General features: G+C 56.3%; 27 protein-coding genes. 13 read left to right on the top strand and 14 right to left on the bottom strand.

The features are described from left to right. Positions 1–168: 168 nt before the first annotated feature. Positions 169–1,053 carry a LysR substrate-binding domain-containing protein gene (locus JQR90_RS05375; protein ID WP_010797401.1) on the bottom strand — a complete coding sequence of 295 codons (885 nt, stop codon included), beginning with the start codon at positions 1,051–1,053 and terminating at the stop codon, positions 169–171. Positions 1,054–1,157: 104 nt separating this feature from the next. On the opposite strand from JQR90_RS05375, the gene JQR90_RS05380 reads away from it, so the two are divergent. The 8 genes from JQR90_RS05380 to rpoS all read left to right on the top strand — a co-directional run bounded on the left by JQR90_RS05380 (position 1,158) and on the right by rpoS (position 8,298). Then, positions 1,158–2,270, top strand: a complete 1,113-nt coding sequence (locus tag JQR90_RS05380; RefSeq protein WP_434140603.1) for an S-(hydroxymethyl)glutathione dehydrogenase/class III alcohol dehydrogenase — start codon at positions 1,158–1,160, stop codon at positions 2,268–2,270. A gap of 60 nt (positions 2,271–2,330) precedes the next feature. Then, entirely contained in the window at positions 2,331–3,182 is an 852-nt protein-coding gene (gene fghA / locus JQR90_RS05385) for an S-formylglutathione hydrolase (protein WP_074828124.1), read from the top strand. An 84-nt stretch (positions 3,183–3,266) separates the two neighbouring features. Then, positions 3,267–3,740, top strand: a complete 474-nt coding sequence (gene ispF, locus JQR90_RS05390) for a 2-C-methyl-D-erythritol 2,4-cyclodiphosphate synthase (protein WP_312508371.1) — start codon at positions 3,267–3,269, stop codon at positions 3,738–3,740. Then, positions 3,737–4,795: a tRNA pseudouridine(13) synthase TruD gene (truD, locus tag JQR90_RS05395; protein WP_434140606.1), complete on the top strand. Its 1,059-nt coding sequence runs from the start codon at positions 3,737–3,739 to the stop codon at positions 4,793–4,795. Before ispF ends, truD begins: the two co-directional genes overlap by 4 nt. After that, complete coding sequence (gene surE, locus JQR90_RS05400) at positions 4,783–5,532, top strand: 5'/3'-nucleotidase SurE (protein WP_434140608.1); 750 nt, start codon at positions 4,783–4,785, stop codon at positions 5,530–5,532. The genes truD and surE overlap by 13 nt, the downstream gene beginning before the upstream one ends. A 38-nt stretch (positions 5,533–5,570) precedes the next feature. Beyond that, positions 5,571–6,206 carry a protein-L-isoaspartate(D-aspartate) O-methyltransferase gene (locus JQR90_RS05405; protein WP_167517287.1) on the top strand — a complete coding sequence of 212 codons (636 nt, stop codon included), beginning with the start codon at positions 5,571–5,573 and terminating at the stop codon, positions 6,204–6,206. 160 nt (positions 6,207–6,366) lie between these two features. Further along, positions 6,367–7,188: a peptidoglycan DD-metalloendopeptidase family protein gene (locus tag JQR90_RS05410; protein WP_434140771.1), complete on the top strand. Its 822-nt coding sequence runs from the start codon at positions 6,367–6,369 to the stop codon at positions 7,186–7,188. A gap of 105 nt (positions 7,189–7,293) precedes the next feature. Beyond that, complete coding sequence (gene rpoS, locus JQR90_RS05415; RefSeq protein WP_010797411.1) at positions 7,294–8,298, top strand: RNA polymerase sigma factor RpoS; 1,005 nt, start codon at positions 7,294–7,296, stop codon at positions 8,296–8,298. A 252-nt stretch (positions 8,299–8,550) separates the two neighbouring features. On the opposite strand, the gene fdxA is transcribed toward rpoS, so the two are convergent. Beyond that, complete coding sequence (gene fdxA / locus JQR90_RS05420) at positions 8,551–8,874, bottom strand: ferredoxin FdxA (RefSeq protein WP_010797412.1); 324 nt, start codon at positions 8,872–8,874, stop codon at positions 8,551–8,553. Positions 8,875–8,943: 69 nt separating this feature from the next. Next, complete coding sequence (mutS, locus tag JQR90_RS05425; protein WP_010797413.1) at positions 8,944–11,508, bottom strand: DNA mismatch repair protein MutS; 2,565 nt, start codon at positions 11,506–11,508, stop codon at positions 8,944–8,946. A 274-nt stretch (positions 11,509–11,782) separates the two neighbouring features. Here mutS and JQR90_RS05430 point away from each other — a divergent pair, with 274 nt between their 5' ends. Further along, entirely contained in the window at positions 11,783–12,154 is a 372-nt protein-coding gene (locus tag JQR90_RS05430; protein WP_010797414.1) for a YkgJ family cysteine cluster protein, read from the top strand. A 12-nt stretch (positions 12,155–12,166) separates the two neighbouring features. Here JQR90_RS05430 and JQR90_RS05435 read toward each other — a convergent pair whose 3' ends face one another. The 8 genes from JQR90_RS05435 to JQR90_RS05470 form a co-directional block, all read right to left on the bottom strand. Next, on the bottom strand, positions 12,167–12,364 hold the full coding sequence (locus JQR90_RS05435; RefSeq protein WP_010797415.1) for a hypothetical protein: 198 nt from the start codon (positions 12,362–12,364) through the stop codon (positions 12,167–12,169). 131 nt (positions 12,365–12,495) lie between these two features. Then, positions 12,496–12,732, bottom strand: coding sequence for a DUF2171 domain-containing protein (locus tag JQR90_RS05440; protein ID WP_010797416.1), 237 nt, complete (start codon positions 12,730–12,732; stop codon positions 12,496–12,498). Between the two features lie 238 nt (positions 12,733–12,970). After that, on the bottom strand, positions 12,971–13,183 hold the full coding sequence (locus JQR90_RS05445; RefSeq protein WP_010797417.1) for a hypothetical protein: 213 nt from the start codon (positions 13,181–13,183) through the stop codon (positions 12,971–12,973). A gap of 60 nt (positions 13,184–13,243) precedes the next feature. Continuing rightward, complete coding sequence (locus JQR90_RS05450; protein WP_010797418.1) at positions 13,244–14,230, bottom strand: 2-hydroxyacid dehydrogenase; 987 nt, start codon at positions 14,228–14,230, stop codon at positions 13,244–13,246. Positions 14,231–14,242: 12 nt separating this feature from the next. Then, entirely contained in the window at positions 14,243–15,547 is a 1,305-nt protein-coding gene (locus tag JQR90_RS05455; RefSeq protein ID WP_010797419.1) for an MFS transporter, read from the bottom strand. Between the two features lie 49 nt (positions 15,548–15,596). Beyond that, positions 15,597–16,526, bottom strand: a complete 930-nt coding sequence (locus JQR90_RS05460) for a sugar kinase (protein ID WP_010797420.1) — start codon at positions 16,524–16,526, stop codon at positions 15,597–15,599. After that, on the bottom strand, positions 16,519–17,298 hold the full coding sequence (locus tag JQR90_RS05465) for a sugar phosphate isomerase/epimerase family protein (RefSeq protein ID WP_010797421.1): 780 nt from the start codon (positions 17,296–17,298) through the stop codon (positions 16,519–16,521). The genes JQR90_RS05460 and JQR90_RS05465 overlap by 8 nt, the downstream gene beginning before the upstream one ends. 63 nt (positions 17,299–17,361) lie before the next feature. Further along, positions 17,362–18,390, bottom strand: coding sequence for a LacI family DNA-binding transcriptional regulator (locus JQR90_RS05470; protein WP_010797422.1), 1,029 nt, complete (start codon positions 18,388–18,390; stop codon positions 17,362–17,364). Positions 18,391–18,591: 201 nt separating this feature from the next. On the opposite strand from JQR90_RS05470, the gene JQR90_RS05475 reads away from it, so the two are divergent. The 3 genes from JQR90_RS05475 (at position 18,592) to recX (ending at position 20,763) form a co-directional block, all read left to right on the top strand. After that, the gene (locus tag JQR90_RS05475) at positions 18,592–19,068 is read left to right on the top strand and encodes a CinA family protein (RefSeq protein ID WP_010797424.1); all 477 of its coding nucleotides are present in this window, start codon (positions 18,592–18,594) and stop codon (positions 19,066–19,068) included. A 109-nt stretch (positions 19,069–19,177) separates the two neighbouring features. Then, complete coding sequence (recA, locus tag JQR90_RS05480; RefSeq protein WP_010797425.1) at positions 19,178–20,224, top strand: recombinase RecA; 1,047 nt, start codon at positions 19,178–19,180, stop codon at positions 20,222–20,224. Positions 20,225–20,298: 74 nt separating this feature from the next. Further along, the gene (gene recX / locus JQR90_RS05485) at positions 20,299–20,763 is read left to right on the top strand and encodes a recombination regulator RecX (RefSeq protein WP_434140613.1); all 465 of its coding nucleotides are present in this window, start codon (positions 20,299–20,301) and stop codon (positions 20,761–20,763) included. A 28-nt stretch (positions 20,764–20,791) separates the two neighbouring features. On the opposite strand, the gene JQR90_RS05490 is transcribed toward recX, so the two are convergent. Both JQR90_RS05490 and JQR90_RS05495 read right to left on the bottom strand, forming a co-directional pair. After that, positions 20,792–21,868, bottom strand: a complete 1,077-nt coding sequence (locus tag JQR90_RS05490) for a TIGR00730 family Rossman fold protein (protein WP_010797427.1) — start codon at positions 21,866–21,868, stop codon at positions 20,792–20,794. Between the two features lie 147 nt (positions 21,869–22,015). Next, entirely contained in the window at positions 22,016–22,420 is a 405-nt protein-coding gene (locus tag JQR90_RS05495; RefSeq protein WP_010797428.1) for a quorum-sensing-regulated virulence factor family protein, read from the bottom strand. A gap of 175 nt (positions 22,421–22,595) precedes the next feature. Here JQR90_RS05495 and JQR90_RS05500 point away from each other — a divergent pair, with 175 nt between their 5' ends. Then, on the top strand, positions 22,596–23,354 hold the full coding sequence (locus JQR90_RS05500; RefSeq protein WP_051370235.1) for a tRNA-uridine aminocarboxypropyltransferase: 759 nt from the start codon (positions 22,596–22,598) through the stop codon (positions 23,352–23,354). On the opposite strand, the gene JQR90_RS05505 is transcribed toward JQR90_RS05500, so the two are convergent. Continuing rightward, the gene (locus JQR90_RS05505) at positions 23,355–24,254 is read right to left on the bottom strand and encodes a DMT family transporter (protein WP_010797430.1); all 900 of its coding nucleotides are present in this window, start codon (positions 24,252–24,254) and stop codon (positions 23,355–23,357) included. Positions 24,255–24,404: the final 150 nt, after the last annotated feature.

Consider the following 24,404-nt stretch of genomic DNA (forward strand, 5'->3'; position numbering starts at 1 on the left):
CGCTTTGAAAGTATCGATGCAGAATGCTCAAGAATGCGGTGCCGTTCTGACCTCTGGGATTCGACTGTTTGGAGCATGACCCTTTCATGTTCCATATAGGTACGACGAGCCCGGCAACGGCGGGTTCCAACCGTTGGACGTATGGCGTCTCTGCTGGCAACTCTCGCGTCAGCTCTGAAGATAGGTGACCAGATTGCTTTTGAGGTAGTCCACTAGTTGCCTGACCTTCGGGGACAAGTGGCGCCGCTGTGGATACAGCGCCCATACGCCTGTGTTGGGCGGTTGCCGGTTTTCCAGCAGGGAGACCAGCTCTCCTCGTGTCAGGTGAGGAGCCACGTAGTAATCCGGCAGCTGGCACAGACCAAATCCTCTGAGTGCCGCATCCAGAACGGCCTGGCCGCTGTTGCAGCGCCAGTTTCCTGTAACCTTGATGGGGATTTCCCGTCCATCTTCCTGAAAGGTCCAAACATCGCTATTACCGATCAGACAGTTATGCCGTGCCAGTTCTGACAGGGCATGGGGAGCGCCGAAGCGCTCGAGATAGCGTGGCGCAGCGCAAAGGTACATGATGCGAGGCGCAAGCTTGGTTGCTATGAGTTGAGAATCGTTTAGCCGGCCCAGGCGGATTGCCAGATCGAAGCCTTCCTGCACCAGGTCCAGCGTGCGGTTGGAAAGCTCTATTTCCAGACGTAATTGCGGGTGCAGTGCCATGAAGCTGTTTACCAGGGGGATGATAAAACGCTCCCCATAGGTCACTGCACATGTCATGCGCAGCAATCCCTTGGGTTCGCTGGACAGATCACTGACGGCCCGAAGTGCTTCCTCGCGGGCGTCCTGCAGGCGTTGGCAATGCTGAAGAAAGGTCTGTCCGGCCTCGGTCAGCACGACACTGCGCGTGCTCCGATAGAACAGGCGTGTCTGCAGACGTTCTTCCAGTCGGGCGATTTGTCGGCTGACATGGGATGAGGAAACACCAAGCCGTTCGGCGGCCAAGCTGAAATGACCTGCTTCAGCAACCGCAACGAACTCATCCAAGCCTTCCCAGGCGCTCATGATTATCCCTGTATGGCAATAATATTTTGCAGTACGTTGGATTATTAACTGAATCAAAGCTCATACACTAGACGTACCGTATCACCAGATGGATGACGACCTCCATGATTAAATCACGCGCTGCTGTTGCTTTTGAGGCTAACAAGCCCCTTGAAATCGTTGAAGTAGATGTTGCCCCGCCTAAAGACGGCGAGGTGCTGGTTCGTATCGTGGCGACAGGTGTCTGCCATACCGATGCCTACACACTGTCCGGCGCTGATCCGGAAGGTATTTTTCCTGCGATCCTTGGGCATGAGGGCGGCGGTATCGTCGAGGCGGTTGGTCCGGGAGTGACGTCCGTTGCCGTAGGTGATCATGTCATTCCGCTGTATACCCCGGAATGTGGCAAGTGCAAGTTTTGCCTGTCCGGCAAGACCAACCTATGCCAAGCCATTCGCGCTACCCAGGGCAAGGGGCTCATGCCGGATGGCACGTCCCGTTTCTCTTATAAAGGCCAGCCGATCTATCACTATATGGGGACTTCCACGTTCTCTGAGTACACGGTATTGCCGGAAATCTCGCTGGCCAAGATTCCCAAGGAAGCGCCTCTGGAGAAAGTCTGCCTGCTCGGCTGTGGTGTTACTACCGGGATCGGTGCAGTACTGAACACTGCCAAGGTGGAAGAGGGCGCTACGGTAGCCATCTTCGGTTTGGGTGGTATTGGCCTGTCAGCGGTAATCGGTGCGACTATGGCCAAGGCGGGACGTATCATCGCCATCGACATCAACCCTACCAAGGCTGAAATTGCCAAGCAGCTAGGGGCTACGGATTTCGTCAATCCCAACGACTACGACAAGCCTATCCAGGAAGTGATAGTCGAGCTGACGGATGGCGGCGTGGATTACTCGTTCGAGTGTGTGGGTAACGTGAAGCTTATGCGTGCTGCACTGGAATGCTGCCACAAGGGATGGGGTGAGTCGGTCATTATTGGTGTCGCTGGCGCTGGTCAGGAAATCAGTACACGTCCGTTCCAGCTGGTTACGGGGCGTGTATGGCGGGGCAGTGCGTTCGGAGGCGTCAAAGGTCGCACCGAGCTACCGGGCTACGTCGATAAGGCCCAGAAGGGCGAAATTCCGCTGGATACCTTTATTACCCACACCATGGGGCTGGACAAGATCAACGATGCCTTTGATCTGATGCATGAAGGTAAGAGCATTCGTACGGTTATCCACTATTGATCATGCATGGGTCCGGCGTCTTGCAAAGTCGGGCCTGTCTCTGCCCATAAGGAGCTATCCATGAGCAATACGCTGGAATTGGTCTCATGCCAGAAGTCTTTTGGCGGCTGGCACAAGCGCTACAAGCATCGGTCGACGGTTCTGGGCTGTGAGATGACTTTTGCTGTCTATCTGCCTCCTCAAGCCGAGCAGAAAACACAGCTGCCAGCTCTGTACTGGTTGTCAGGATTGACCTGCACCGATGAGAACTTCATGCAGAAGGCTGGCGCGCATCGAGTAGCTGCTGAGTTAGGACTGGTACTCGTAGCACCGGATACCAGCCCTCGTGGTCCGGACGTGCCCGATGATGCTGAAGGTGCCTGGGACTTTGGACTAGGAGCAGGCTTTTATCTAAATGCCACTCGCGAGCCCTGGGCCAAACACTATCGGATGCATGATTACGTTGTGAGGGAGCTGCCTGCTGTCATCGAGGCAAACTTCCCGGTGTCGGAGAAGCGTGGCGTAAGCGGCCACTCGATGGGAGGCCATGGTGCTTTGGTCTGCGCCTTGCGTAATCCCGGTTTCTATCGTTCGGTTTCGGCTTTTTCACCTATCGTAAATCCGATGAATTGTCCTTGGGGGCAAAAGGCGTTTTCCAATTATCTGGGGGAAGACCGTTCCACCTGGGCTGAGTGGGATGCCTGTGCACTGATGGAAAAAGCGCAGGAACGACTACCTGTTCTTGTAGATCAAGGGGAACAGGACAGCTTTCTTTCCGAGCAGCTCAAACCAGAGGCATTGGAGCAGGTAGCTACCCGTGTCGGTCATCCCTTGACCCTGCGTCTGCAGCCAGGTTATGACCATAGTTACTATTTCGTTGCCACCTTTATCGAGGATCATTTGCGTCATCATGCCCGCGCGCTGATCGATTGATCGAACTTGCGTGTTCGGTAACGGCGACGTTTACGGATTACCCCGGTAGAATTGACGCCCTGATCCTTCAGGGCGTTTTTATTTATGCGAATTGGCCACGGCTATGATGTCCATCGTTTCGGTGAAGGTAACTTCATCACGCTGGGCGGTGTACAGATTCCCCACACTTCTGGACTGGTTGCTCACTCGGATGGCGATGTCGTTCTGCATGCCTTGGCAGATGCCCTGCTGGGAGCGGTTGCACTGGGCGATATCGGTAAGCACTTCCCAGATACCGATCCTCAGTTCAAGGGTGCCGATAGCCGAGCATTGCTACGTCATGTGTTGGGTCTGGTCCAGCAAAAGGGCTTCAAGGTTGGTAACGTCGACGCCACGATTATCGCCCAGGCTCCCAGGATGGCCCCTCACATCGATGCCATGCGTCGTGTGATTGCAGAAGATCTGCAGGTTGAGCTTGATCAGGTTAATGTAAAGGCAACCACCACAGAACGCTTGGGATTTGTCGGGCGTGAGGAAGGCATTGCCGTGCATGCAGTAGCGTTGTTGCTTCCGGTATGACTGAAATCGAACTGCTAGGCCCGACGGCTCATGGACCGGTCTGTGGTACCGCTGTATTGAAGGCGACTGCCGAAGACTTTCAAGTGAACGAGGTGCTCGATATTCCCTTGGAAGGCGAGGGTGAACATCTCTGGCTCTGGGTCGAGAAGCGAGGCCTCAACACAGAGGAGGCTGCACGTCGTTTGGCGCGCGCGGCTGGTGTTCCACTGCGGGCCATCAGTTATGCAGGGCTCAAGGATCGACAGGCGCTCACGCGTCAATGGTTCAGCCTGCACCTTCCAGGAAAGACCGACCCTGAGCTCAGCGCTGCTGAAGGCGATGCCCTGTGCATCCTGAAGCGGGCCAGGCACCGCCGTAAGCTTCAGCGCGGCGCTCACGCAGCCAATGGATTCACGCTCAGGCTGACCGAGCTGGCGGCTGACAGGGATAAGCTGGAGGAGCGGCTGAGCAAGATAGCCGCTGAAGGCGTACCGAATTACTTCGGACTGCAACGCTTCGGGTACGAGGGTGGCAACTTGGACGAGGCGCGGCATTTCGCACAGCAAGGCACGTTGCCCGAACAGCGTAATCGCCGTTCCCGCATACTGTCCGCAGCGCGTAGCTACCTGTTCAATCAGGTATTGGCGCAACGTGTTGCCGCCGGAAGCTGGAATCTGGCCAGGGTTGGCGATCTGTTGGCCTTCACTGACAGCCGCAGCTTTTTCCCTGCGGGGGAGGCAGAGTGCTCCGACCCCCGGCTGACGGCCCTTGACCTTCACCCTACCGGCCCGCTCTGGGGAGAAGGTGACTCACCTGCCGGTGGCGCAGTCCAACAGGAAGAACAGGGTGTAGCCGCCGATGCGGCCGGATTGCCCGCCTGGCTTGCTGATGCGGGGCTTCGGCATGAACGGCGCATTCTTCGCCTCCCTATTAACGGTTTGTCATGGCATTATCCCGAGCCTGACATTCTGCAACTTGATTTCGTCTTGCCGGCTGGCTGCTTTGCTACCGTTGTAGTGCGTGAGCTCGTCTCGCTGGCCACGGCAGGACAGACGGATACTCCATGCGACTTTTGATTGCCAACGATGACGGCGTTCTTTCACCCGGCATTGCTGCCTTGCATGCGGCGCTGGACGACTATGCCGAGTGCACCGTGGTAGCGCCATTGACGGATATGAGTGGAATCAGCAGCGCCTTGACGCTGGATCGTCCGTTGCATCCACAGCGGTTGCCTAATGGTTATATCGGTATAAACGGTACGCCTACCGATTGTGTGCATCTGGGCATCAACGGTCTGCTGGAGCATACGCCTGACATGGTCATATCAGGTATTAACCTGGGCGCCAACCTGGGCGATGACGTTCTATACTCGGGAACGGTGGCAGCGGCGCTGGAAGGTCGCTTTCTTGATCGTCCGGCTTTTGCCTTCTCGCTCTTATCACGGCTTCCGGATAATCTTTCGGCGGCCGCGCAAATCGCCCGGCAGCTGGTCGAAGCTCATACGCAGTTCGATCTACCGCCGCGTACGGTGCTGAATGTCAACATACCCAACTTGCCGCTTGAGCACATTAAAGGGGTTCGGCTGACCCGGTTGGGCCATCGTGCACGTGCCAAGCCTCCGGTCAGGGACGTTAATCCCAGGGGTAAGGAAGGGTACTGGATCGCAGTCGCGGGTGATGCTGAAGACAGTGGCCCGGACACGGATTTTCATGCGGTGATGCAAGGTTACGTATCGATTACGCCGCTACAGTTGGATCGGACCTTCCATGAAGGGTTTGCCGGGCTGGCTGTTCTAGAGGAGATGTTTCGATGAATCAGGGGCAAGAGCATATGCAGCGTCATGGGATCGGCATGACTTCGCAGCGGACTCGCGAACGGCTCATTCAAAGGCTTTATGAGGAAGGCCTGTCCAATGCGCAGGTGCTGGAAGTGATTCGCCGCACGCCCCGTCATCTGTTTGTCGACGAAGCCCTGGCGCACCGCGCTTACGAAGATACGGCACTGCCCATTGGTCATAACCAGACCATTTCTCAACCGTACATGGTGGCTCGCATGACCGAGCTGCTGCTGGCAGCCGGTCCGCTGGATAAAGTCATGGAGATCGGTACGGGATCCGGCTACCAGACTGCGGTGCTGGCCCAACTGGTTGAGCGTGTGTTCTCTGTTGAGCGTATTCAGTCGCTGCAGGACCGAGCCAAAGAGCGCCTGGTCGAACTTAATGTGCGCAACGTCGTATTTCGCTGGGGAGATGGGTGGGAGGGCTGGCCAGCCCTGGCTCCCTATAACGGCATCATCGTAACAGCGGCGGCTCGTGAAGTGCCTCAAGCCTTGCTGGATCAGCTGGCACCGGGTGGACGTCTCGTGATTCCGGTAGGTGAGGGCGAAGAGCAGCAATTATTGTTGATCGAACGCCAGGAAGAAGGTTTTTCACGTCAAGTGCTCGATTCTGTGCGCTTTGTTCCACTTCTGAATGGACCGTTGGCCTGACCCCTTCGTCAGGGAACGATAGCATTGGCAATGGTCAATACAGCGGCCAATTCGGCTTGCGTTGACGTACAAGCTTTCTAAGGGGGAAGGAGTGAGGCTTCTTAAGGCCCGGCTGCGAGGGATTCGCAACGGTAGTGGGATCAGCGTGGTAGTGGCTCTGATGCTAAGTCTCGTCTTGTCAGGATGCTCCAGCTCCTCATCCCGAGGTGTACAAGTCGTTGATCGCTCCGGTGGTTCGGCAAATACATACCGTGTTACAAAAGGACAATATACCGTTCGGCGGGGGGATACCCTCTACGCTATAGCCTCCCGTAATGGATGGGATTGGCGAAGCCTTGCTGCTCATAACGGTATTTCTCCACCGTATGTCATCCATGTTGGCCAAAAAATCAACTTTGGCGGCAGCAGCTCCAGTACGGTCGCAACTACCTCTCGAAGACCCGTACAAACCGTGTCGTCTGCGCCTGTTTCCACCGCTCCGGCTAGTACGAACACGCCTGTGGCTACGCCTGCACCCGCCTCTCCACCCGTAGCGCAGAGCGTTCCAGCTGCGCCTCCGCCGGTAACGGCGCCTCCGGCGACTACACCAACTGTCGAGGTTGCCAAGACTTCTGCAGGCTGGGCCTGGCCCACTAAGGGCACACTGATTTCCCGGTACTCCTCGAACGGCAGTTTGAATAAAGGCATTGATATAGCCGGAGATTTGGGACAGCCTGTTCTGGCGGCTTCTGGTGGAACCGTCGTGTATGCAGGCAATGGGTTAAGGGGTTACGGTGAGCTGATTATCATCAAGCACAACGAAACCTACGTCAGTGCGTACGGTCATAATCGCAGGCTTCTGGTTCGGGAGGGGCAACAGGTCAAGGTCGGGCAAACAATCGCCGAGATGGGTTCTACAGGAGCCGACCGGGTGAAGCTGCATTTTGAGATTCGCCGGCAGGGTAAACCCGTAGATCCTCTGCAATATTTGCCAAATCGTTGACTCGTTGTCTGACCCGTTCCAGCGCTAGGGGGACGGGTTCAGGCGTAATCAGGGGGATTGATCACGCCCGGGCTTGTTGTCGAACTCAAGCAAGGGACATTGATCATGGCGCTTAATAAAAAAGAACCCGAGTTTGACATGAGTGACGAAGTGCTCCTGCTGGAAACTTCCGTCTCATTCGAAGAAGGGTCATTTGATGCATCACAGCTACTGGGTGATGCGCCTAAAGCACTTCAATCACGTACGTCCAAGCAAACCAAGCATATCGATTACAACCGGGCGCTCGATGCGACTCAGTTGTATCTCAATGAAATCGGTTTCTCTCCACTGCTTTCTCCTGAGGAAGAGGTTCATTTTGCGCGATTAGCGCAAAAGGGAGATCCCGCTGGCCGCTGCCGTATGATTGAGAGCAACCTTCGTCTTGTGGTGAAGATTGCTCGCCGTTATGTGAATCGGGGGCTGTCCCTGCTCGATCTGATCGAGGAAGGCAACCTGGGGCTGATTCGCGCGGTAGAAAAATTCGATCCTGAGCGTGGCTTCCGCTTCTCAACCTACGCGACCTGGTGGATCCGACAGACCATCGAGCGTGCCATCATGAACCAGACGAGGACGATTCGTCTGCCCATTCATGTGGTCAAGGAGCTTAATCTGTATTTGCGGGCTGCCCGTGAACTGGCGCAAAAGCTTGATCATGAGCCGTCGCCGGAAGAGATCGCCTGTCTGCTGGAAAAGCCAGTGGAAGAGGTGAAGCGGATGATGGGACTTAATGAGCGGATTAGCTCTGTTGATGTGTCTTTGGGGCCTGATTCAGACAAGACGCTTCTCGATACGCTTACCGACGATAGGCCAAGCGATCCGTGCGAACTATTGCAGGATGACGACCTCAGTCAGAGCATTGACCAATGGCTGTCGGAGTTGACGGACAAGCAGCGTGAGGTGGTTGTCCGGCGTTTTGGCTTGCGCGGGCATGAAAGCTGTACGCTTGAAGAAGTCGGGCAGGAGATCAACCTGACCCGCGAGCGGGTACGGCAGATACAGGTCGAGGCCCTAAAGCGGTTGCGCGAGATTTTTGAGCGTAACGGCTTGTCGAGCGACTCGTTGTTTCAATAAGCCTTCTAATTGGCACTAAAGCCCGACGTTGAGTTGGGCTTTTTTATAGGCGCGCGAAAGCCATCGGCAACGTGATAACGAGGTGGCAGAGGTGAGTCACGGGAGGTTCTCTAATGCTCTAGGCAGCGGAGAAAGAGAGCGGGTTGCAGGGTGGTGCGGCAGATGAATAAACAAAGACAAAGGGCGAGTTAACTCGCCCTTTTAGATGCGTGCAACAAATGCAGCGCCTGAACAGCTGGGTTCAAGCCCTGATCAGCGCTCCAGGTACTGCAACTTGTTAGGCTTGCCGTCCCACTCTTCCGCATCGGCCAGCGCTTCTTTCTTCTCGGTGATGTTCGGCCAGACTTCACAGAGATCACGGTTCAACTCTATGAATTCCTGCTGGTTTTCCGGTACCTCATCTTCAGAGAAGATAGCCTGTGCAGGGCATTCCGGCTCGCATAGAGCGCAGTCGATGCACTCATCTGGATGAATGACCAGAAAGTTGGGGCCTTCGTAAAAGCAGTCCACCGGGCATACTTCTACACAGTCGGTATATTTGCATTTGATGCAGTTGTCGGTGACAACAAAAGTCATTATTAGAACTCCTCAGGCGGCTAGGCGCGGGATTTTAGCAGTATTAGGCCAATCCCCGTCATCGGGTTGTCAGATACGCTTTTTCCATTCATAGATAAGCTGCAGCGCTTTAAGTGGCGTCAGCTCGTCGGGATTCAGTTTTTCCATCTCATCCAACAGCGGATGCGTAGCCGCTGCAAACAGATCGGCCTGCATGGGTTGAGGTGCCTGGCTGATCGTTTTCGGGGCTTCGTGGGACAGACTGGTCTTTTCCAAATGCGCCAGATGCTCACGGGCCCGCTGGATGACCTGACTAGGTACACCTGCCAGTTGAGCGACCGCAAGGCCGTAGCTCTGGCTGGCCGGGCCGGGCAGAACATGGTGCAGGAAGACAATCCGATCGTTGTGCTCAGTGGCATTGAGGTGCACGTTGGCTACTACCGGCTCGTTGTCTGGCAGAACCGTAAGCTCGAAGTAGTGTGTTGCAAACAGAGTGTAGGCACGCAGCTTGGCCAGCTGTTCAGCAGCGGCCCAGGCCAATGACAGGCCGTCGAAGGTACTGGTGCCTCGCCCGACTTCATCCATGAGGACCAAGCTATGCTCGCTGGCATTGTGCAGGATGTTGGCGGTTTCACTCATTTCGACCATAAAGGTCGAGCGCCCGCCTGCTAGGTCATCACTTGAGCCAATTCGGGTAAAGATGCGGTCTACCAGGGACAGGCGGCACGCCGCTGCCGGTACGAAGCTACCGATATGTGCCAGGAGAACGATCAGGGCGGTCTGACGCATATAGGTGGATTTACCGCCCATGTTCGGGCCGGTAATGATCAGCATCCGCGTATCGTTATTCAGGTTCAGGTCGTTGGCTACAAACGGGGCATCCAGCACCTGCTCCACAACGGGGTGACGGCCCTGTGATATTTCCAGGCAGGGTTCATCGACAAAATTCGGTCGATTGAGGTCGAGGTTCAGTGCACGTTCGGCCAGGTTGCTCAGTACATCAAGCTCGGCCAAGGCCGCCGCGGTGTCCTGAAGGGGGGCAAGCTGTTCGATGAGGCTATCGATCAAGGCTTCATACAGGACCTTTTCACGGGCCAGTGCACGGCTCTGGGCTGACAAGGCCTTGTCTTCAAACGCCTTCAACTCCGGCGTAATGAAGCGCTCGGCCCCTTTGAGCGTCTGTCGGCGAATATAGTCAGCTGGTGCCTGCTCAGCCTGCATCCGGGGTAGCTCGATGAAGTAACCATGGACGCGGTTGTAGCCAACTTTCAAGCCGGAAAGGCCGGTGCGAGCCTTTTCCCGAGCTTCGAGATCCATCAGAAACTGCCCGGCGTTCTCGCTCAAGGTCTGTAGCTCGTCCAGCTCGGCATCGTAGCCGCGCTTGATGACGCCGCCATCGCGGATGACTGCTGGCGGAGTGTCGACAACAGCGCGAGAAAGCGTATCCGCCAGTTCGGGATAGGTCTGGATGCTTTTGGCCAGGTCGTTGAGATGAGGCGCTACCAGATCCTGCATGCCGTGCTGTAATCCGGGGAGCGCCGAGAGCGCGTCGCGCAGACGAGCCAAATCCCGCGGGCGAGCCGTACGCAGTCCGATTCGGGCCAGGATACGCTCTATGTCGCCGATCTCTTTCAGTTGAGGTTGCAGCTGTTCGAAGCGGTATTGCTCCAACAGGCAGGTAATGGCGTCTTGGCGCGCCTGGATGACGCTGCGGTTGCGCAGGGGGCGGTTGAGCCAGCGAGTCAGAAGGCGGCTACCCATGGCCGTTTGGCAGCGATCGACCACCGATTGCAGTGTATTCTCACGGCCGCCGGAGAGATTGGTATCCAGTTCCAGGTTGCGACGGCTGGCGCCATCCAGAATGACCGTGTCGTCCAGGCGCTCGTGATGCAGGCTGCGCAGGTGATGAAGCGCAGTACGCTGCGTCTCTTTGGCATAGGCCAGCAGGCTACCAGCCGCACCGATGCCCAGTTTGAGCTTGTCACAGCCAAAGCCTTTGAGGTCCTGCGTACCGAATTGCTGGCATAAACTCTTGACAGCCGTGTCGCAGTCGAAGTCCCAGGGTGCTCTACGGCGAAGTCCGCGGCGCTTCTCGATAGGTAGGCCCTGCGGCCAGTCATCAGGAATAAGCAGCTCGGCCGGGTTGAGTCGCTCGATCTCGGCCATGAGCGGCTCCCAGCCGGATAGCTCCTGAACAACAAAGCGTCCACTGGTGATGTCCAGGACCGCAAGACCGAACAGTTTGTGATCGCCTAGAATGGCGGCGAGCAGGTTATCGCGTCGCTCATCCAGCAGGGCTTCATCACTGACTGTGCCAGGCGTAAGAATCCTGACGACCTGACGCTCCACGGGGCCTTTGCTGGTAGCCGGATCGCCGATCTGCTCGCAGATGACTACGGACTCACCCAGTTTGACCAGTTTGGCCAGATACCCTTCGGCTGAGTGAAAGGGGATGCCCGCCATGGGGATAGGCTTGCCTGCCGACGCGCCACGGGCAGTCAGTGTGATGTCGAGCAGCTTGGACGCCTTTTTGGCATCATCATAAAAAAGTTCGTAAAAATCACCCATGCGATAGAAGAGCAGCTGCTCAGGGTGCTGATGCTTGATCTTCAGGTATTGCTGCATCATTGGCGTATGGTTGGAAAGGCTTTCCATACAGGTCATTCACTCGCGGGGTCGTTTTACAGGGTCGACAATTCTACCGGATTTGTCGGTATCGTCGGATAAAAAGCACCGGGTAGGAGGCTGTTGAGGCGTTAAACCCAAGCGGTAGCCGGAAGCGGGTGACTGATGGGTAAAGACGCTATCAGCCTATCGTCCAGGAGGTACTAAATTTTCTCTCAACCCCCCTTCACAACGGCTTTGCCGCGAATAAAATGACGCTTCTCTCGCCGGCATTCGTCCGGTTTTTTCTGGTGTTCTGCCAAACATGTCGACCGATAATCCTTGCCTTAACTGCGGTGCTTGCTGCGCGTTTTTTCGTGTGTCGTTCTACTGGGGTGAATGCCGGTCCGCCGGTGGCCTGGTGCCGGATGAGTTGACGGTGGGGGTTACTCCTCACCACGTTGCGATGGTAGGTACTGATACCAAACCTGCACGCTGCGTCAGCCTATTGGGCGATGTAGGCTGCGGTACGCGTTGCACCATGTATGAGAGCCGACCGAGCCCTTGCCGTGAGTTCGAAGCCTCATGGATCAATGGTGAGCATAATGAGCGGTGCGATGCTGCGCGTGCAGCCTATGGCCTGCCTCCATTAACGCCGCCGTTGCAGCCTCATCAGTCGCCTGAGCGCGTGGCCTGATAGCCGGACGTTTCAACAGAGGCGGAAAAAAGCTTCAAGGGGGCTGCAAATGGAAAGGGCGCGGGTAATGATGGCGATGATCAGGCCCAGCATGCCCAATGTGCCTGCCCATAGCAGGGCCAAGCCGACAGGATGCTGATTTCTGGCGAAGCCTGTGATAAGCATGGCTGAAAACAGAATGATGAAAACAAGGGTGGTGTTGTGATTCATGATGATCGTCCGTCGGTGGCGGTCCGAAGTGTATGCCATTCGCCGCTCTAGAGGCGGCCTATCATCATGTTTGGGAATAAATATCGAGGGGCCGGTATGAGCGGCAATCACTCATACCGGTAATGACCCGGTCAGGCTGCCTGCCAGGAGCGCTCGGCTTCGTCACGCGTCTTGACCAGTTGAATCTTGCCGCCTTCGACAGACTTCACCCAGGACAGCGGAATATAGTGGTGCTGGCCATTGGCATCCTGATCCTGCTTGGTCAGCTTGATACGATCAGTGCCTTCCAGGTGATCGACTGTGCCAACGTGCTGGCCATCGGATCCTACGATTTCGGCGTGTTCTTTAATGCTGTTTACATCAACCATTTCATTCTCCTGTTGGGACGTGAAAGGGTGAGTTGCCCTCAAGCAACTCGCTTAGGCCCATTCAAGGTGCCTACCCAAGGTCCGACAGGGAGAGGCTTCGCTATGTTTCATGGGTGCGACGAGAGGTCGCAGAGGTTGCCGCGCTGTGAAAGTAGGATGACGGTTGCGTGATGAAAGGTGCGTTTCGAATGTAGAAACGCCCGGATGATCCGGGCGTTTGGATGGTCTGGCAGGGTATTCAGATGCCTTCATCTCCTTGAAACTCTTCAACGGCGCGAACCACTTTGTCATGGTGGGACTCGCCTGCAGCCTCTGCCAGCTTTTCAATCGCCTGGGCAAGTGCCTCGAAGGCATCACGGTAATAAGCAGGCTGATCTTGATCGGCCGCTTTGCCAGCCTGCATACGGGCTTGCTGGAGCAGTTCGGCAATTTCTTCTTTATTTGCAGCCATGGTGGTTTCCCTCATGTAATCGACAGACATTGGACAGCCGCTCGCGAGGTGGATTCACCTTTACTGGCTACGTCGTTCCCACGCCTCCCGATTGACCAGATCAGGCGGGCGCTTACCTGACAGGGCAGCCAGCAGATTGTCGACCGCGCAGCGTGCCATGCCTTCGCGCGTGCCATGGGTTGCCGAACCGATATGGGGTGTAGCGACCACATTGGGCAGGTTCAGCAGGGGGGAGTCTGCCGGAAGCGGCTCCTTTTCGAAGACATCCAGACCGGCACCTTTGAACTGCTGCTTTTGAAGCGCGTCGATCAGGGCCTTCTCATCAACCACCTTGCCACGAGAGATGTTGATGAAAAAGCTTTCCGGTTTTAATAACGCGAACTCCCGCGCCCCGATAAGCCGCGTTGTTTCAGGGCTTAGCGGTACGGTGACACAAATAAAGTCCGCCTCGCTCAGTAGTTGGTCCAGGGAGCGGTATTGTGCGGCGAACTCCCGTTCGATATCCGGCTTGGGTGAGTGGCTGTTGTAGAGGATAGTCATGCCAAAGCCGAAGTGACCGCGACGGGCAATCGCCGATCCGATCCGGCCCATTCCCACTATTCCCAGCGTCTTGCCATGAACATCACTGCCGAAGAGGGGCTCCCCCAAGCTGGCCTGCCAGTCTCCCGCCTTGACATAGTTCGCAAGCTCAACCACACGTCTGGCGGTCGACAGGATCAAGGCGAAAGCTGTGTCAGCGACTGTTTCCGTCAGTACATCCGGGGTGTTGCACAAGAGAATGCAGCGGCGGGTAAGGTAATCGAGGTCATAGTTGTCGTAGCCTACCGATACGCTAGCAATGGCTTCCAAGTGAGGTGCCTTGTCCAGCAGTTCAGCGTTGAGTTTGACGCTGGAACCAATCAGGCCGTGCGCGTCTGGCAAGGCGTCTTCCAGCGGTGCCAGACCATGCGTACCGGTTACATCGACATAGATCAGCTCAGCTGCTTCCTGCAGGCGAGCAGTCAGCGCGGGTGAGAATTTCTTGTAGGCAATGACACGCTTTTTCATGAGCAGTCCTGTTCAGTGAGAGGTGGCCGTACGCATCGGCTGTGCGTTCTTGGCTGTTTCCTGGCTGGCAGTAGGAGCGGAACGCAGGAGCATAGTCAGCACGGCAGAGACGAGAAGTGCACTGCCCATGAAGACATAGGACGCAGCAGGAGTACCGGTAACACCGTTTAGATAACCCACGATGTAGGAGCCAACAAAGGAACCCAGTGCTCCCATGCTGTTGATAAGCGCCATAGCTCCACCCGCTACGTTGCTGGGTAGGATCTCCGGCACGATGGCGAAGAACGGACCGTAAGGCGCGTACATGCAGGCACCTGCGATAACCAGCAAGGTGTAGGACCACCAGAAATGTTGAGTGCCCAGCATGAACGACCCTGCAAAAGCGAGGGCGGCGATCAGTAGCGGCGGCCACACAAAGCGTTTGCGGTTGAGGGTTTTGTCGGACATCCAGGAGACCGCCAGCATGGCAAGGACCGCCATCAGATAAGGCAGAGCGGATAGCCAGCCAGCCTCGACAATATCCAGCTGAGCGGCCTGTTTCAGGATGGAAGGAAGCCAGATCACGAAACCATATACGCCAATACTCCAGCAGAAATACTGGGCAGACAGCAGAATGACTTTGGGCGAGCGAAAGGCCTCCCGGTAATTCTTGACGGGTTTCATACCCACCTGTTCAGCCTGAAGCGCGCTCTCGAGGTCCTGCTTTTCCTGAGTGCTCAGCCATTTGGCCTGTGCGGGACGGTCATCGGCCAGGCGCCACCAGATAAAGGCCCAGATAATGGCGGGAAAGCCCTCGATGATGAACATCCAGCGCCAGTTGAGGGTATGCACCAGGTAGCCCGAGACGACCGACATCCAGAGAATGGTTGCGGGATTACCCAGGATCAAAAAGGTATTGGCCCGGGAGCGCTCCGCACGGGTAAACCAGTGACAGAGATAAACCAGCATGGCCGGCATGACCGCTGCCTCAACCACGCCCAGGAGGAAGCGAATCGCAATCAGGGCCTGTACGTTTGGAATCACGCCGGTCAATGTGGCACAGCCGCCCCATAGGATCAGGCTCCAGAAGATCAGCTTTTTTACGCTGCGCTTTTCAGCGTATATCGCGCCAGGCACCTGAAAGAAGAAATAGCCAAGAAAGAACAGAGCACCCAGTAGCGACGACATGGCTGGAGTAATGGCCAGGTCATCAGCCATGCCGGAAGCGGCCGCGAATCCATAGTTGGCCCGGTCCAGATAGGCCAGGCTGTAGGTGATGAACACGATGGGCATGATGTACCACCAGCGGCGGGTGGCAATGGAGGAGGTTGCATTCATGACGATATACCTGTGGGCTTATTGTTGTTGTCCATGGGGTGTCCAGGTGTTATGGCAGCTCGTGGCGGTAGGGCAGACCTTCCATATCTCCGATAACCTGTACGGCCTTTGCACCGATCCAGTTACCCCGGGCCACGGCAGCGGAAACATCCAGGCCCTCGAGGCAGGCACTGACAAAACCGGTTGCGAAGCCATCGCCAGCGCCGACGGTATCGACGACGTTTTCCACCGGATAGCCAGAAACGTGACCCTCGCTTTCATGGGTGCGGTAGTAGGAACCCTCCGGTCCCAACTTGATAGCAACCACCTGGGCGCCCTGGTTCAGATAGAAGGCAGCAATGTCTTCGGGAGTGTCATAGCCGGTAAGTAACCTGCCTTCGGCCAAGCCCGGCAGTACCCAGTGGGCCAGACTGGCGAGGCGGTTAATCTCCTCACGCATGCGGGCTTCGCTAGGCCAAAGGGAGGGACGCAGGTTGGGATCAAAGGACACACTACGGCCCTGCTGGCGTGCACTGTTCATCAAGTGGTAGGTCAGTTCGCGAAGCGAATCTGAAAGGGCGGGTGGAATACCCGTCGCATGTACATGGCGAACATCCAGTAGGGCGTCATCGAAGTCATGCTCTATCGATAGGTGACTGGCGGCTGACCCCTTGCGAAAGTACTCCACGATGGGATCACGGCCATCGATTTCCCTCGATTTGAACTGAAAGCCCGTAGTGTGCTTGGGGTCGATGGCAACCCGGCTGCAGTCGACCCCCTCGCGTTCAAGCGTTGCACGAATGAAACGGCCCAGGGAGTCATCGCCTACCCGTGACAACCATCTTACTTTCAAACCCAGACGGGTCAGGCCAATGGCGACATTGCTGTCAGCCCCGGCGATACGCTTGCCGAAGTGCTCGACGTTGGCCAGGTCACCGGGCTCTTCAGCCACGAACATTGTCATCGTCTCGCCAAAGGCCAGCACGTCGTAATCAGGCATGGTGCATCTCCTGCTGAGTGGTACCAAGACGGCCCAATGCCTCGACATGACGCTGGGTCTCGCGAACCACGTCGCCCTGCAGGGGAAATTCGATGGCGCGTGGCAGTCCTGTCTTGAAATGAGTAAATAGCCGCGCCCAGCGTTTCAGATCCTCGGCTTCAGGGGGCATCGCATGAAGACGGCCGTTGCGCTCGCGAACAGCCTTGCAGTGGATGTACTCCACGTAACATCCCAGTAATTGTGCGGCCGTTTCTGGTTGCTCGTTCTGCCAGTGCCAGTTGCCGACATCGAAGGTCATGCCGATAGGCAGTTTCATTCGCTGCACAACATCAAAAAACGTTTGTAAGGCCTTGAGTCGACCCCCTTGCGGAGTCTGGTCATTTTCAATCAGCAGACGCACTGAGCTGGCGTCCAGCATGTGACCCAATGCTTCCATGTCACAGTAAGGTGTGAAGTGGCCAAGGGAGATCTTGAGCGTATGCGCTCCAAGGCGGGCGGCGCGTACCATCGCAGGCTGTAACTCACGGGTGGGTTGATGCTCGCCTTGTGACCATAGCTCGATGGGGACCGAGTAGACGCATTCCAGTCCCTGTGCAGCTATGCTGTTACCCAGGGCAGATAGCTCAGGTCGCATGTCATCGAACAGTTCGTCACGTATCTCGACGGTACTGGCGCCGGCTCCTGCTATCAGCGGAAGGAAATTTTCCTGACCGCGAGCGCGTACGGCATCAGCACCAAAGGCAGAAGTAGTCACTACGACATCAGGTTTCATAACGCCTCCTGAAACCGGTTTCATTGAAGGTCGAGCACAGTGTGCCGCCCCCACATTGTTGTTTTAACGTCGCGCCGGGGTAGAGCCGCGTACCACCAGTTCGGCCGGTAATGCCAGCGTCCGTGAGCTCGACACATCGCCTCGCAGGCGTTCCAGCAGATACTCCAATGCGGCTACGCCCAGCGCATGGGTTGGTTGAGCAATGGCGGTAATGCCGTCGCCTACCAATGGATACCAGTCAAGATCGTCCAGGGCGATTAGTCCAACCGATTCAAACGTTCTGTAACCTAATTCCCTGAGGCCTTTTGTCACAGCGAGCGCGGCAATGCCGTTCGCCGCCATGATGGCTTTGGGACCATGATTGGTATCGGAGAGAAAATGCGCGAGCTGCTCAAGTAGCGCAGCGCTGAAACCGGCGGAGGAGCTGACGCGCCCTCGCACACCCGCGCGGGGCGACAGGTAGTGAATGAAGGTTCGGGCGCGCTCTTCTCGTGAACTGGTTCCGTCCAGATCTTCGGTCACCATGAGCAGGTCGCGGTAGCCCCGCTCAAGCAAATGCTCAAGACCCAACCGAATGGCCTGTGTGTTATCCAGCCCAACGAGATCAGCATCCAGACCATCCAGCTTGCGATCAAGCAATACCATGGGCAGTTCTCGATGCAGTTGCTGAAGCTCTCGGGGATGGTGACCCAGCGTGTTGACGATCAAGCCTTCCACGTTATAGGACTGAAGCGCATTCAGGTGGCGCTCTTCCTGGAGGTCATCTCGATCAGTGTTACATACGATGAGAGAATAGCCATGCCGACGGCAGGCCGTCTCGACGCCATGCATGACGGCAACGGAATAGGGATTGAGCATGTCGGCTACCAGCATACCGATAAGCCGGCTGCGGCCGCGCTTAAGACCTCGCGCCATTTGATTAGGCTGAAAGCCAAGCTTTTCGATTGCCAGCTCGATGCGCAACGCCAGCGCATCTGATAGGAGTTGCCTGTCTCCGCTGATATAGCGAGAAACGCTCGCCTTGGAAACGCCTGCTTCCTGAGCGACCTGATTGATAGTGGCACGCGGCGGCCGCATGCTTTGAAGAGGCATATCCAATGGGCCTGCTCCCTAATATTGTGGAGTTCTTGTCTATGGAACGACAGGCTTTGAAACCGGTTTCAGAAAACCATTTTGTTCTGTGGCTTGGCAAGAGTACGCCTGGCTTGAACCGACGAGCGGCAGCCCTCATATAGAAAGCTCACAACCTTGTACAATAAAGGTTTCGCCTCGCCATCTTCTCAGGGCCACACAATGACTATCGATGAGTTATCAGCTGAGCTGGGCAAACGGTTATCGGCATTGAAGGCACAGGTCGTAACTGCCGAGTCCTGCACCGGCGGCGGTATTGCCGAAGCCATTACCCGCGTAGCGGGCAGCTCTGCCTGGTTCGAAGCGGGATTTGTGACGTATTCCAACGCCCAGAAAACGGCCCAGCTGGATGTGCCGGATCACTTGTTTATGGAGGTAGGCGCTGTCAGTCAGGCGGTTGTCGAGGCCATGGTACGTGGGGCGCAGGCACGCAGCGGGGCCCGGTTCGCTGTTGCGGTCAGTGGTATCGCAGGCCCGGGTGGCGGCTCTCCAGAAAAGCCTGTCGGGACGGTCTGGCTGGCGTGGGGAAACGGCTCTGACATCTATAGCGAGAAACATTTTTTTCCTGGCGACAGAGCTGCTGTCAGGGCTCAGACCGTTGTGGCTGCATTGGAAGGATTATTGCGAATTTCGACATGAGAAAATCGCATCGAAAGGTAGCCAGCGAGCCCTTCTTATGCTTTAATACTGTTCACATATACAGTGCTTTCCACGGCCGTCTGGCCTACCTTCTTGCGAGAGGATTTTAATGGACGACAACAAAAAGCGCGCCCTGGCCGCGGCCCTGGGTCAAATTGAGCGTCAGTTTGGCAAAGGCGCAGTCATGCGCATGGGTGATCATGAGCGTCAGGCAATTCCGGCTATTTCCACCGGTTCGCTCGGTCTCGATATCGCCCTGGGGATCGGCGGTCTGCCCAAGGGCCGTATCGTAGAAATCTACGGTCCGGAATCGTCGGGTAAAACTACGCTGACCCTGTCCGTCATTGCTGAGGCGCAAAAGCAGGGCGCAACCTGTGCCTTCGTTGACGCAGAGCATGCGCTGGATCCGGATTATGCCAGCAAGCTGGGCGTCAATGTTGACGACCTGCTGGTTTCCCAGCCGGATACCGGTGAACAGGCGCTGGAAATCACCGACATGCTGGTGCGCTCCAATGCCGTAGACGTGATCATCGTCGACTCCGTAGCTGCTCTGGTGCCCAAGGCGGAAATCGAAGGCGAGATGGGTGATATGCACGTAGGTCTGCAGGCGCGTCTGATGTCTCAGGCGCTGCGCAAGATCACCGGCAATATCAAGACCGCCAACTGCCTGGTGATTTTCATCAACCAGATCCGTATGAAGATCGGGGTGATGTTTGGCAACCCGGAAACTACAACTGGCGGTAACGCGTTGAAGTTCTACTCCTCGGTCCGTCTGGATATCCGCCGTACCGGTGCGGTGAAGGAAGGGGACGAGGTGGTAGGTAGCGAGACCCGCGTTAAAGTCGTCAAGAACAAGGTGTCTCCACCATTCCGTCAGGCTGAATTCCAGATCCTGTACGGCAAGGGCATCTACCGTAACGGTGAGATCATTGATCTGGGCGTACAGCTGGGTCTGGTTGAAAAGTCAGGTGCCTGGTATAGCTACCAAGGAACCAAGATTGGCCAGGGTAAGGCTAACGCGGCCAAGTTCCTGGAAGAGAACCTTGAAGTACGTAATGCGCTCGACAAGAGCATTCGCGAAAAGCTTCTAAGCCAGGCCCCCGTTAAAGGGGCGGCCACTGAAGAAGCCGAAGCGGGCGCTGACGCTGACTTCTAAGGTTCTGCCTGATAAAAGCCCTCGCTGTGCGAGGGCTTTTTTATTTCAGCCTGATAATTTTACGGGGCGTTTGAATGTCTATTGAACTCGATACCCCAGCGGCTGTTCGCCTAGCAGCTATGGATCTACTGGCCCGCCGAGAGCATGGCCGACAAGAGCTGGTTCGCAAGTTGCGTAAGCGGGGGGCACCGGATGAACTGATCAACGCAGCCCTGGATCGCCTGGCCGAAGAGGGGCTGCTGAGCGAGACACGTTATCTGGGTAGCTATATCGCAAGTCGTGCCCGGGCGGGTTATGGACCTGTTCGTATCCGTGAGGAATTGGCCCAGCGCGGTCTTGCCCGTGCTGATATCGAACAGGCCCTATCGGAGTGTGAGGAAGACTGGTCAGCTCATTTACGTGATGTCTGGCAACGCAAATTCAAAGGCAAGCGCCCCGCTGACGCTAAGGAACGCGCACAGCAGGGACGTTTCTTGAGCTACCGCGGTTTCTCCATCGACAGCGTCAGTCGATTGCTGCGTGGCGCGCCAGATGACTGATAGGGCGGGCCCGGCTAACGCCTCTCGATCAGCGTAGCCAATGTTGTGGATCGTTCAGTGAATCCACCAACTCGCGCAGGCGCCCATAATCGCGGCCATTGAAGTTGAAGGAAAGCTGGCTCAGGTGAGCAAATTCCGGTTCGTCGATGTTGGTTTTGCCCGAGGCTTGCTGAGTGAAGTGCCCGCTCTTGCACAGGTCCGCAAAGTGCGTATCGATATGCGCCAGCGCTTCGGATGTTAGGGCATGGTTCAGACGCATCACGAATTGACCGTTCAGCCAGCGTGTCGAATGAAAGTTGCTGTAGAACCGGCTGATGATCTCTGCTGCCTCTTCCGCAGTATGCACCAGCGTTGCCAGTTTCAGGTCCTTGGGCAGGATATAGCGCTCATCCGCCAGGTTCTTTTTCAGAAAAGTGACCGCATCCTTCCAGAACGTACCCTCAGGTGTATCCAGTAGCACGACGGGTACGAGAGGGCTTTTACCGGTTTGTATCAGCGTAAGGACTTCAAAGGTTTCGTCCAGGGTGCCAAATCCGCCAGGGCAGAGTACAAGTGCATCGGCTTCCTTGAGAAAAAACAGTTTACGTACGTAGAAGAAGTGAAAGGACAGCAGGTGATCGGTGCCGTCCATGGTTTGGTTGGCCCGTTGTTCAAAAGGCAGGGTAATGTTGAAGCCCAGGCTATTGTCCAAGCCGGCACCTTCGTGAGCTGCCGCCATGATGCCGCCACCTGCTCCAGTGATGACCATCATGTCCCGCTGAGCGAGGGCTGAGCCGAGTGTGCGGGCCAGCACATAGAGTTCATGATCCACGGCCGTACGGGCTGATCCGAAAACCGTTACCTTGCGCCGTCGCTTGTATTGCTCAAGATGACGAAAGGCATTTTCCATCTCTCGCATGGTTTGCATCATGATCTTGGCATCCCAACGGTTGCGGTCTGCCTGGGCCATGCGAACCACGGTCAACAGCATGTCGCGATACAGAGACAGATTGGGACTGTTGGCCGGAACGGTATGAGCCAGCAGCTCATCGATCTTTTGGGAAAGGTCTTCGGCACTGACCTGTACATGACGAGACAGATAGTCGTCTTGTGCGTCTGGGTTCATCTGCATACTCCTGGTAGCCACTGCTGTGTAATCAAGCTGCCATTCCAGGCAGCGATTACCTTGCCTTTAGCATAGTCGTGGCGCGGAGTAAGAAAGGCAAATGCCTGTCTTGAATGGCCATGCCAGACGCGGCATGGCAAAGAAAGCTTACTTGCTCAGACCGCAATCGGCTGCTTCGAAGCGCTCGTTCGCAACCGGGCGATTGCTCTGGTATTCGGTAAAGCTGTACACCAACATGGCGCCACGGGCTAACAACTGGCGGTAGCCGGTGTTGCGGCAGACACTGGCGGCCAGCTGGGTGCGTACCGTCGCCGGGTTGGCTTCCATCTGATGCGCATGGCTGGCACGTACACTCAAATGATTGATGAGCTGGCGCCCTTCAACGGTATAGCCACGGTCAAGAATGTCTTCATTGATAGCGCGCGGAGTCCCCACGCTGCTTTCTTTCGCGACCTTTTGCAGCATCTGCGACAGTTCTTGTTCTTTCAGCGAGGCCGCCTGGGCCGCTGCAGGAAGGATGAAGCAAAGGGCGAGGGCAGTATAACGCAGCATTGAACTCTCCAACGTAGATCAGGCTCGCTTCGACCGCAGGGCAGCCGTGATGTTCGCAAGCAAAGGCTAATTGCGGTACGCAAAGGGTACTCCTGTGGTCGGCGCTTTCAAAATGCCAGATGTGTTCTGGACAGCCTTTGTTAAACTTGCCCATGTAAATCACGCAGTACTTCTCATGCCTTATATCCGCTCTGCCAATTCTTCTTCCCGTCCGCCAAATGCCGTAGCCCGGCTGCGTCATGATCGTCTGGCGCGCAGCAGCAAACCTTTTGTTGCCCGTGGATCCCGCGTTCAACGCTGTGAGGGTTGTCGCCTTGCGTTGCCTCACTGTTTCTGCGAGTGGCGACCTGCGGTCGAATGCGCGGCAGGCATGTGCCTGATCATGCACGATGTAGAGCCGCTCAAGCCAAGCAATACCGGATGGCTGATTGCCGATGTGGTCAGTGACAGTTTTGCCTTTGGCTGGTCGAGAACGGATGTAGATGACGCACTACTGGCCGTGCTGAGCGATCCTCAATGGCAACCCTATCTTGTATTTCCGGCCGAATACTCAGCGCCTGAACGAGTCGTGCAAACGGTAGAGCCAGTCCAGGGCAAGCGACCTTTATTCGTCCTGCTGGATGCTACCTGGACTGAAGCACGAAAGATGTTTCGTAAGAGCCCTTATCTGGATAGCCTGCCGGTGCTAAGTCTGAGCCCTGAAGAGCTTTCCCGCTATCGCCTGCGACGCTCCACACGAGGCGAGCACCTCTGTACGGCAGAAGTGGCTGCGCTTTGTCTGGAGCTGGCGAGAGAGGAAAGAGCGGCGGTGGCGCTTGATGCCTATCTGGACGTGTTCAGTGAACGTTATCTCAACGCCAAACAGAATCGCCAGACAGATCCGTTCAGCGCGGCGCATCAGCGATTGCAGCCCTTCGTTGCCGCATTCCCCTGATTAGTTTGTCACCTTGGGCTCGACCACGGCCTTTCTGGGCCAGAGCTGCGCGACCAACATGCCGATAAACATGAGCGCGCAGCCCAGATAACCGCGGGCGGTAAGCGACTCGTCCAGCAGCCAGGCGCCAAAAAAGGCCGCAAAGACGGCTTCGAGTGAAAAAATGATTGCCGCATGGGAGGCAATGGCGTCGCGCTGTGCAACGACCTGCAACGTATAACCGATGCCGGCGGCAATGATACCGCCATACAGCAGCGCGGGAGCGGCCTGAATAATGTTCTGAGCTTGAATCGGCTCAAACAGCAATGCCAGCGTCAGGCTGACCGCTGCACAGAATGCGAACTGAAGGATGGACAGTAGCATCGGATCATGGCGGCTCGCAAAATGCCCTACCACCAGCACATGCGCTCCCCAGGCAAAGGCGCCGGCCAATTGCAGCCAATCGCCGGAAGCTACCTTAAAATTCTCGCCTATGCTAAGCAGACACATGCCTGCCACCGCCAGGCAGGCACCTAGCCAGGTGCCTCTGCCGGTGCGTTCGCCAAACAGCAAACCCAGAATGGGGACTACAATCACATAGAGTCCGGTGATGAAACCGGAGTTGGTCACGGATGTGAATAGCAGGCCCACTTGCTGGAAGTTGATGCCAATGGAAAGCAGCAGGCCCATCAGGCAGCCGCCGACCACTACGCGACGGTCGAGGCTAATCGGTGTTCTGGCGCGGCGATGCAGCACCAGCAGGACTGGAATCAGTGTCAGTGCACCCAATGCAAAGCGAAGTCCCGTAAAGAGGAACGGACCGATGGAGTCCATGCCGGCGCGCTGTGCAATAAAGGCGCTCCCCCAAATCATGGCTGTGATCAGCATGAGAACATCGGCACGTAGGGCTTGGGTACGCATGACAGGCTCGCTTGGCAAAAGTCGTCACTCTGCCGGATGGCTGTGACTTTGGGAACCCTGTGATTATGGTCGCAAAGTGCCTTGACCCGTCGTCGGACGCTCGGCATTCTGAGCCGCTGAAATTACAGAATCATAATAAGGACCAATTTA

Origin of the sequence: Pseudomonas sp. JZ114 (assembly GCF_051027705.1) — a bacterium.
GTDB classification, from domain to species: Bacteria; Pseudomonadota; Gammaproteobacteria; order Pseudomonadales; family Pseudomonadaceae; genus Chryseomonas; species Chryseomonas luteola.

Coding starts and splice junctions, on each gene's coding strand:
- JQR90_RS05445 (WP_010797417.1), bottom strand. CDS start 13,183: ATGGCTGCAAATAAAGAAGAAATTGCCGAACTGCTCCAGCAAGCCCGT.
- JQR90_RS05440 (WP_010797416.1), bottom strand. CDS start 12,732: ATGGTTGATGTAAACAGCATTAAAGAACACGCCGAAATCGTAGGATCC.
- JQR90_RS05430 (WP_010797414.1), top strand. CDS start 11,783: ATGTCGACCGATAATCCTTGCCTTAACTGCGGTGCTTGCTGCGCGTTT.
- JQR90_RS05495 (WP_010797428.1), bottom strand. CDS start 22,420: ATGCTGCGTTATACTGCCCTCGCCCTTTGCTTCATCCTTCCTGCAGCG.
- JQR90_RS05505 (WP_010797430.1), bottom strand. CDS start 24,254: ATGCGTACCCAAGCCCTACGTGCCGATGTTCTCATGCTGATCACAGCC.
- truD (WP_434140606.1), top strand. CDS start 3,737: ATGACTGAAATCGAACTGCTAGGCCCGACGGCTCATGGACCGGTCTGT.
- JQR90_RS05465 (WP_010797421.1), bottom strand. CDS start 17,298: ATGAAACCTGATGTCGTAGTGACTACTTCTGCCTTTGGTGCTGATGCC.
- ispF (WP_312508371.1), top strand. CDS start 3,267: ATGCGAATTGGCCACGGCTATGATGTCCATCGTTTCGGTGAAGGTAAC.
- JQR90_RS05405 (WP_167517287.1), top strand. CDS start 5,571: ATGACTTCGCAGCGGACTCGCGAACGGCTCATTCAAAGGCTTTATGAG.
- surE (WP_434140608.1), top strand. CDS start 4,783: ATGCGACTTTTGATTGCCAACGATGACGGCGTTCTTTCACCCGGCATT.
- JQR90_RS05500 (WP_051370235.1), top strand. CDS start 22,596: ATGCCTTATATCCGCTCTGCCAATTCTTCTTCCCGTCCGCCAAATGCC.
- JQR90_RS05490 (WP_010797427.1), bottom strand. CDS start 21,868: ATGAACCCAGACGCACAAGACGACTATCTGTCTCGTCATGTACAGGTC.
- JQR90_RS05470 (WP_010797422.1), bottom strand. CDS start 18,390: ATGCCTCTTCAAAGCATGCGGCCGCCGCGTGCCACTATCAATCAGGTC.
- JQR90_RS05450 (WP_010797418.1), bottom strand. CDS start 14,230: ATGAAAAAGCGTGTCATTGCCTACAAGAAATTCTCACCCGCGCTGACT.
- JQR90_RS05455 (WP_010797419.1), bottom strand. CDS start 15,547: ATGAATGCAACCTCCTCCATTGCCACCCGCCGCTGGTGGTACATCATG.
- rpoS (WP_010797411.1), top strand. CDS start 7,294: ATGGCGCTTAATAAAAAAGAACCCGAGTTTGACATGAGTGACGAAGTG.
- JQR90_RS05435 (WP_010797415.1), bottom strand. CDS start 12,364: ATGAATCACAACACCACCCTTGTTTTCATCATTCTGTTTTCAGCCATG.
- JQR90_RS05375 (WP_010797401.1), bottom strand. CDS start 1,053: ATGAGCGCCTGGGAAGGCTTGGATGAGTTCGTTGCGGTTGCTGAAGCA.
- JQR90_RS05475 (WP_010797424.1), top strand. CDS start 18,592: ATGACTATCGATGAGTTATCAGCTGAGCTGGGCAAACGGTTATCGGCA.
- mutS (WP_010797413.1), bottom strand. CDS start 11,508: ATGGAAAGCCTTTCCAACCATACGCCAATGATGCAGCAATACCTGAAG.
- fdxA (WP_010797412.1), bottom strand. CDS start 8,874: ATGACTTTTGTTGTCACCGACAACTGCATCAAATGCAAATATACCGAC.
- JQR90_RS05380 (WP_434140603.1), top strand. CDS start 1,158: ATGATTAAATCACGCGCTGCTGTTGCTTTTGAGGCTAACAAGCCCCTT.
- recX (WP_434140613.1), top strand. CDS start 20,299: ATGTCTATTGAACTCGATACCCCAGCGGCTGTTCGCCTAGCAGCTATG.
- JQR90_RS05410 (WP_434140771.1), top strand. CDS start 6,367: ATGCTAAGTCTCGTCTTGTCAGGATGCTCCAGCTCCTCATCCCGAGGT.
- JQR90_RS05460 (WP_010797420.1), bottom strand. CDS start 16,526: ATGCCTGATTACGACGTGCTGGCCTTTGGCGAGACGATGACAATGTTC.
- recA (WP_010797425.1), top strand. CDS start 19,178: ATGGACGACAACAAAAAGCGCGCCCTGGCCGCGGCCCTGGGTCAAATT.
- fghA (WP_074828124.1), top strand. CDS start 2,331: ATGAGCAATACGCTGGAATTGGTCTCATGCCAGAAGTCTTTTGGCGGC.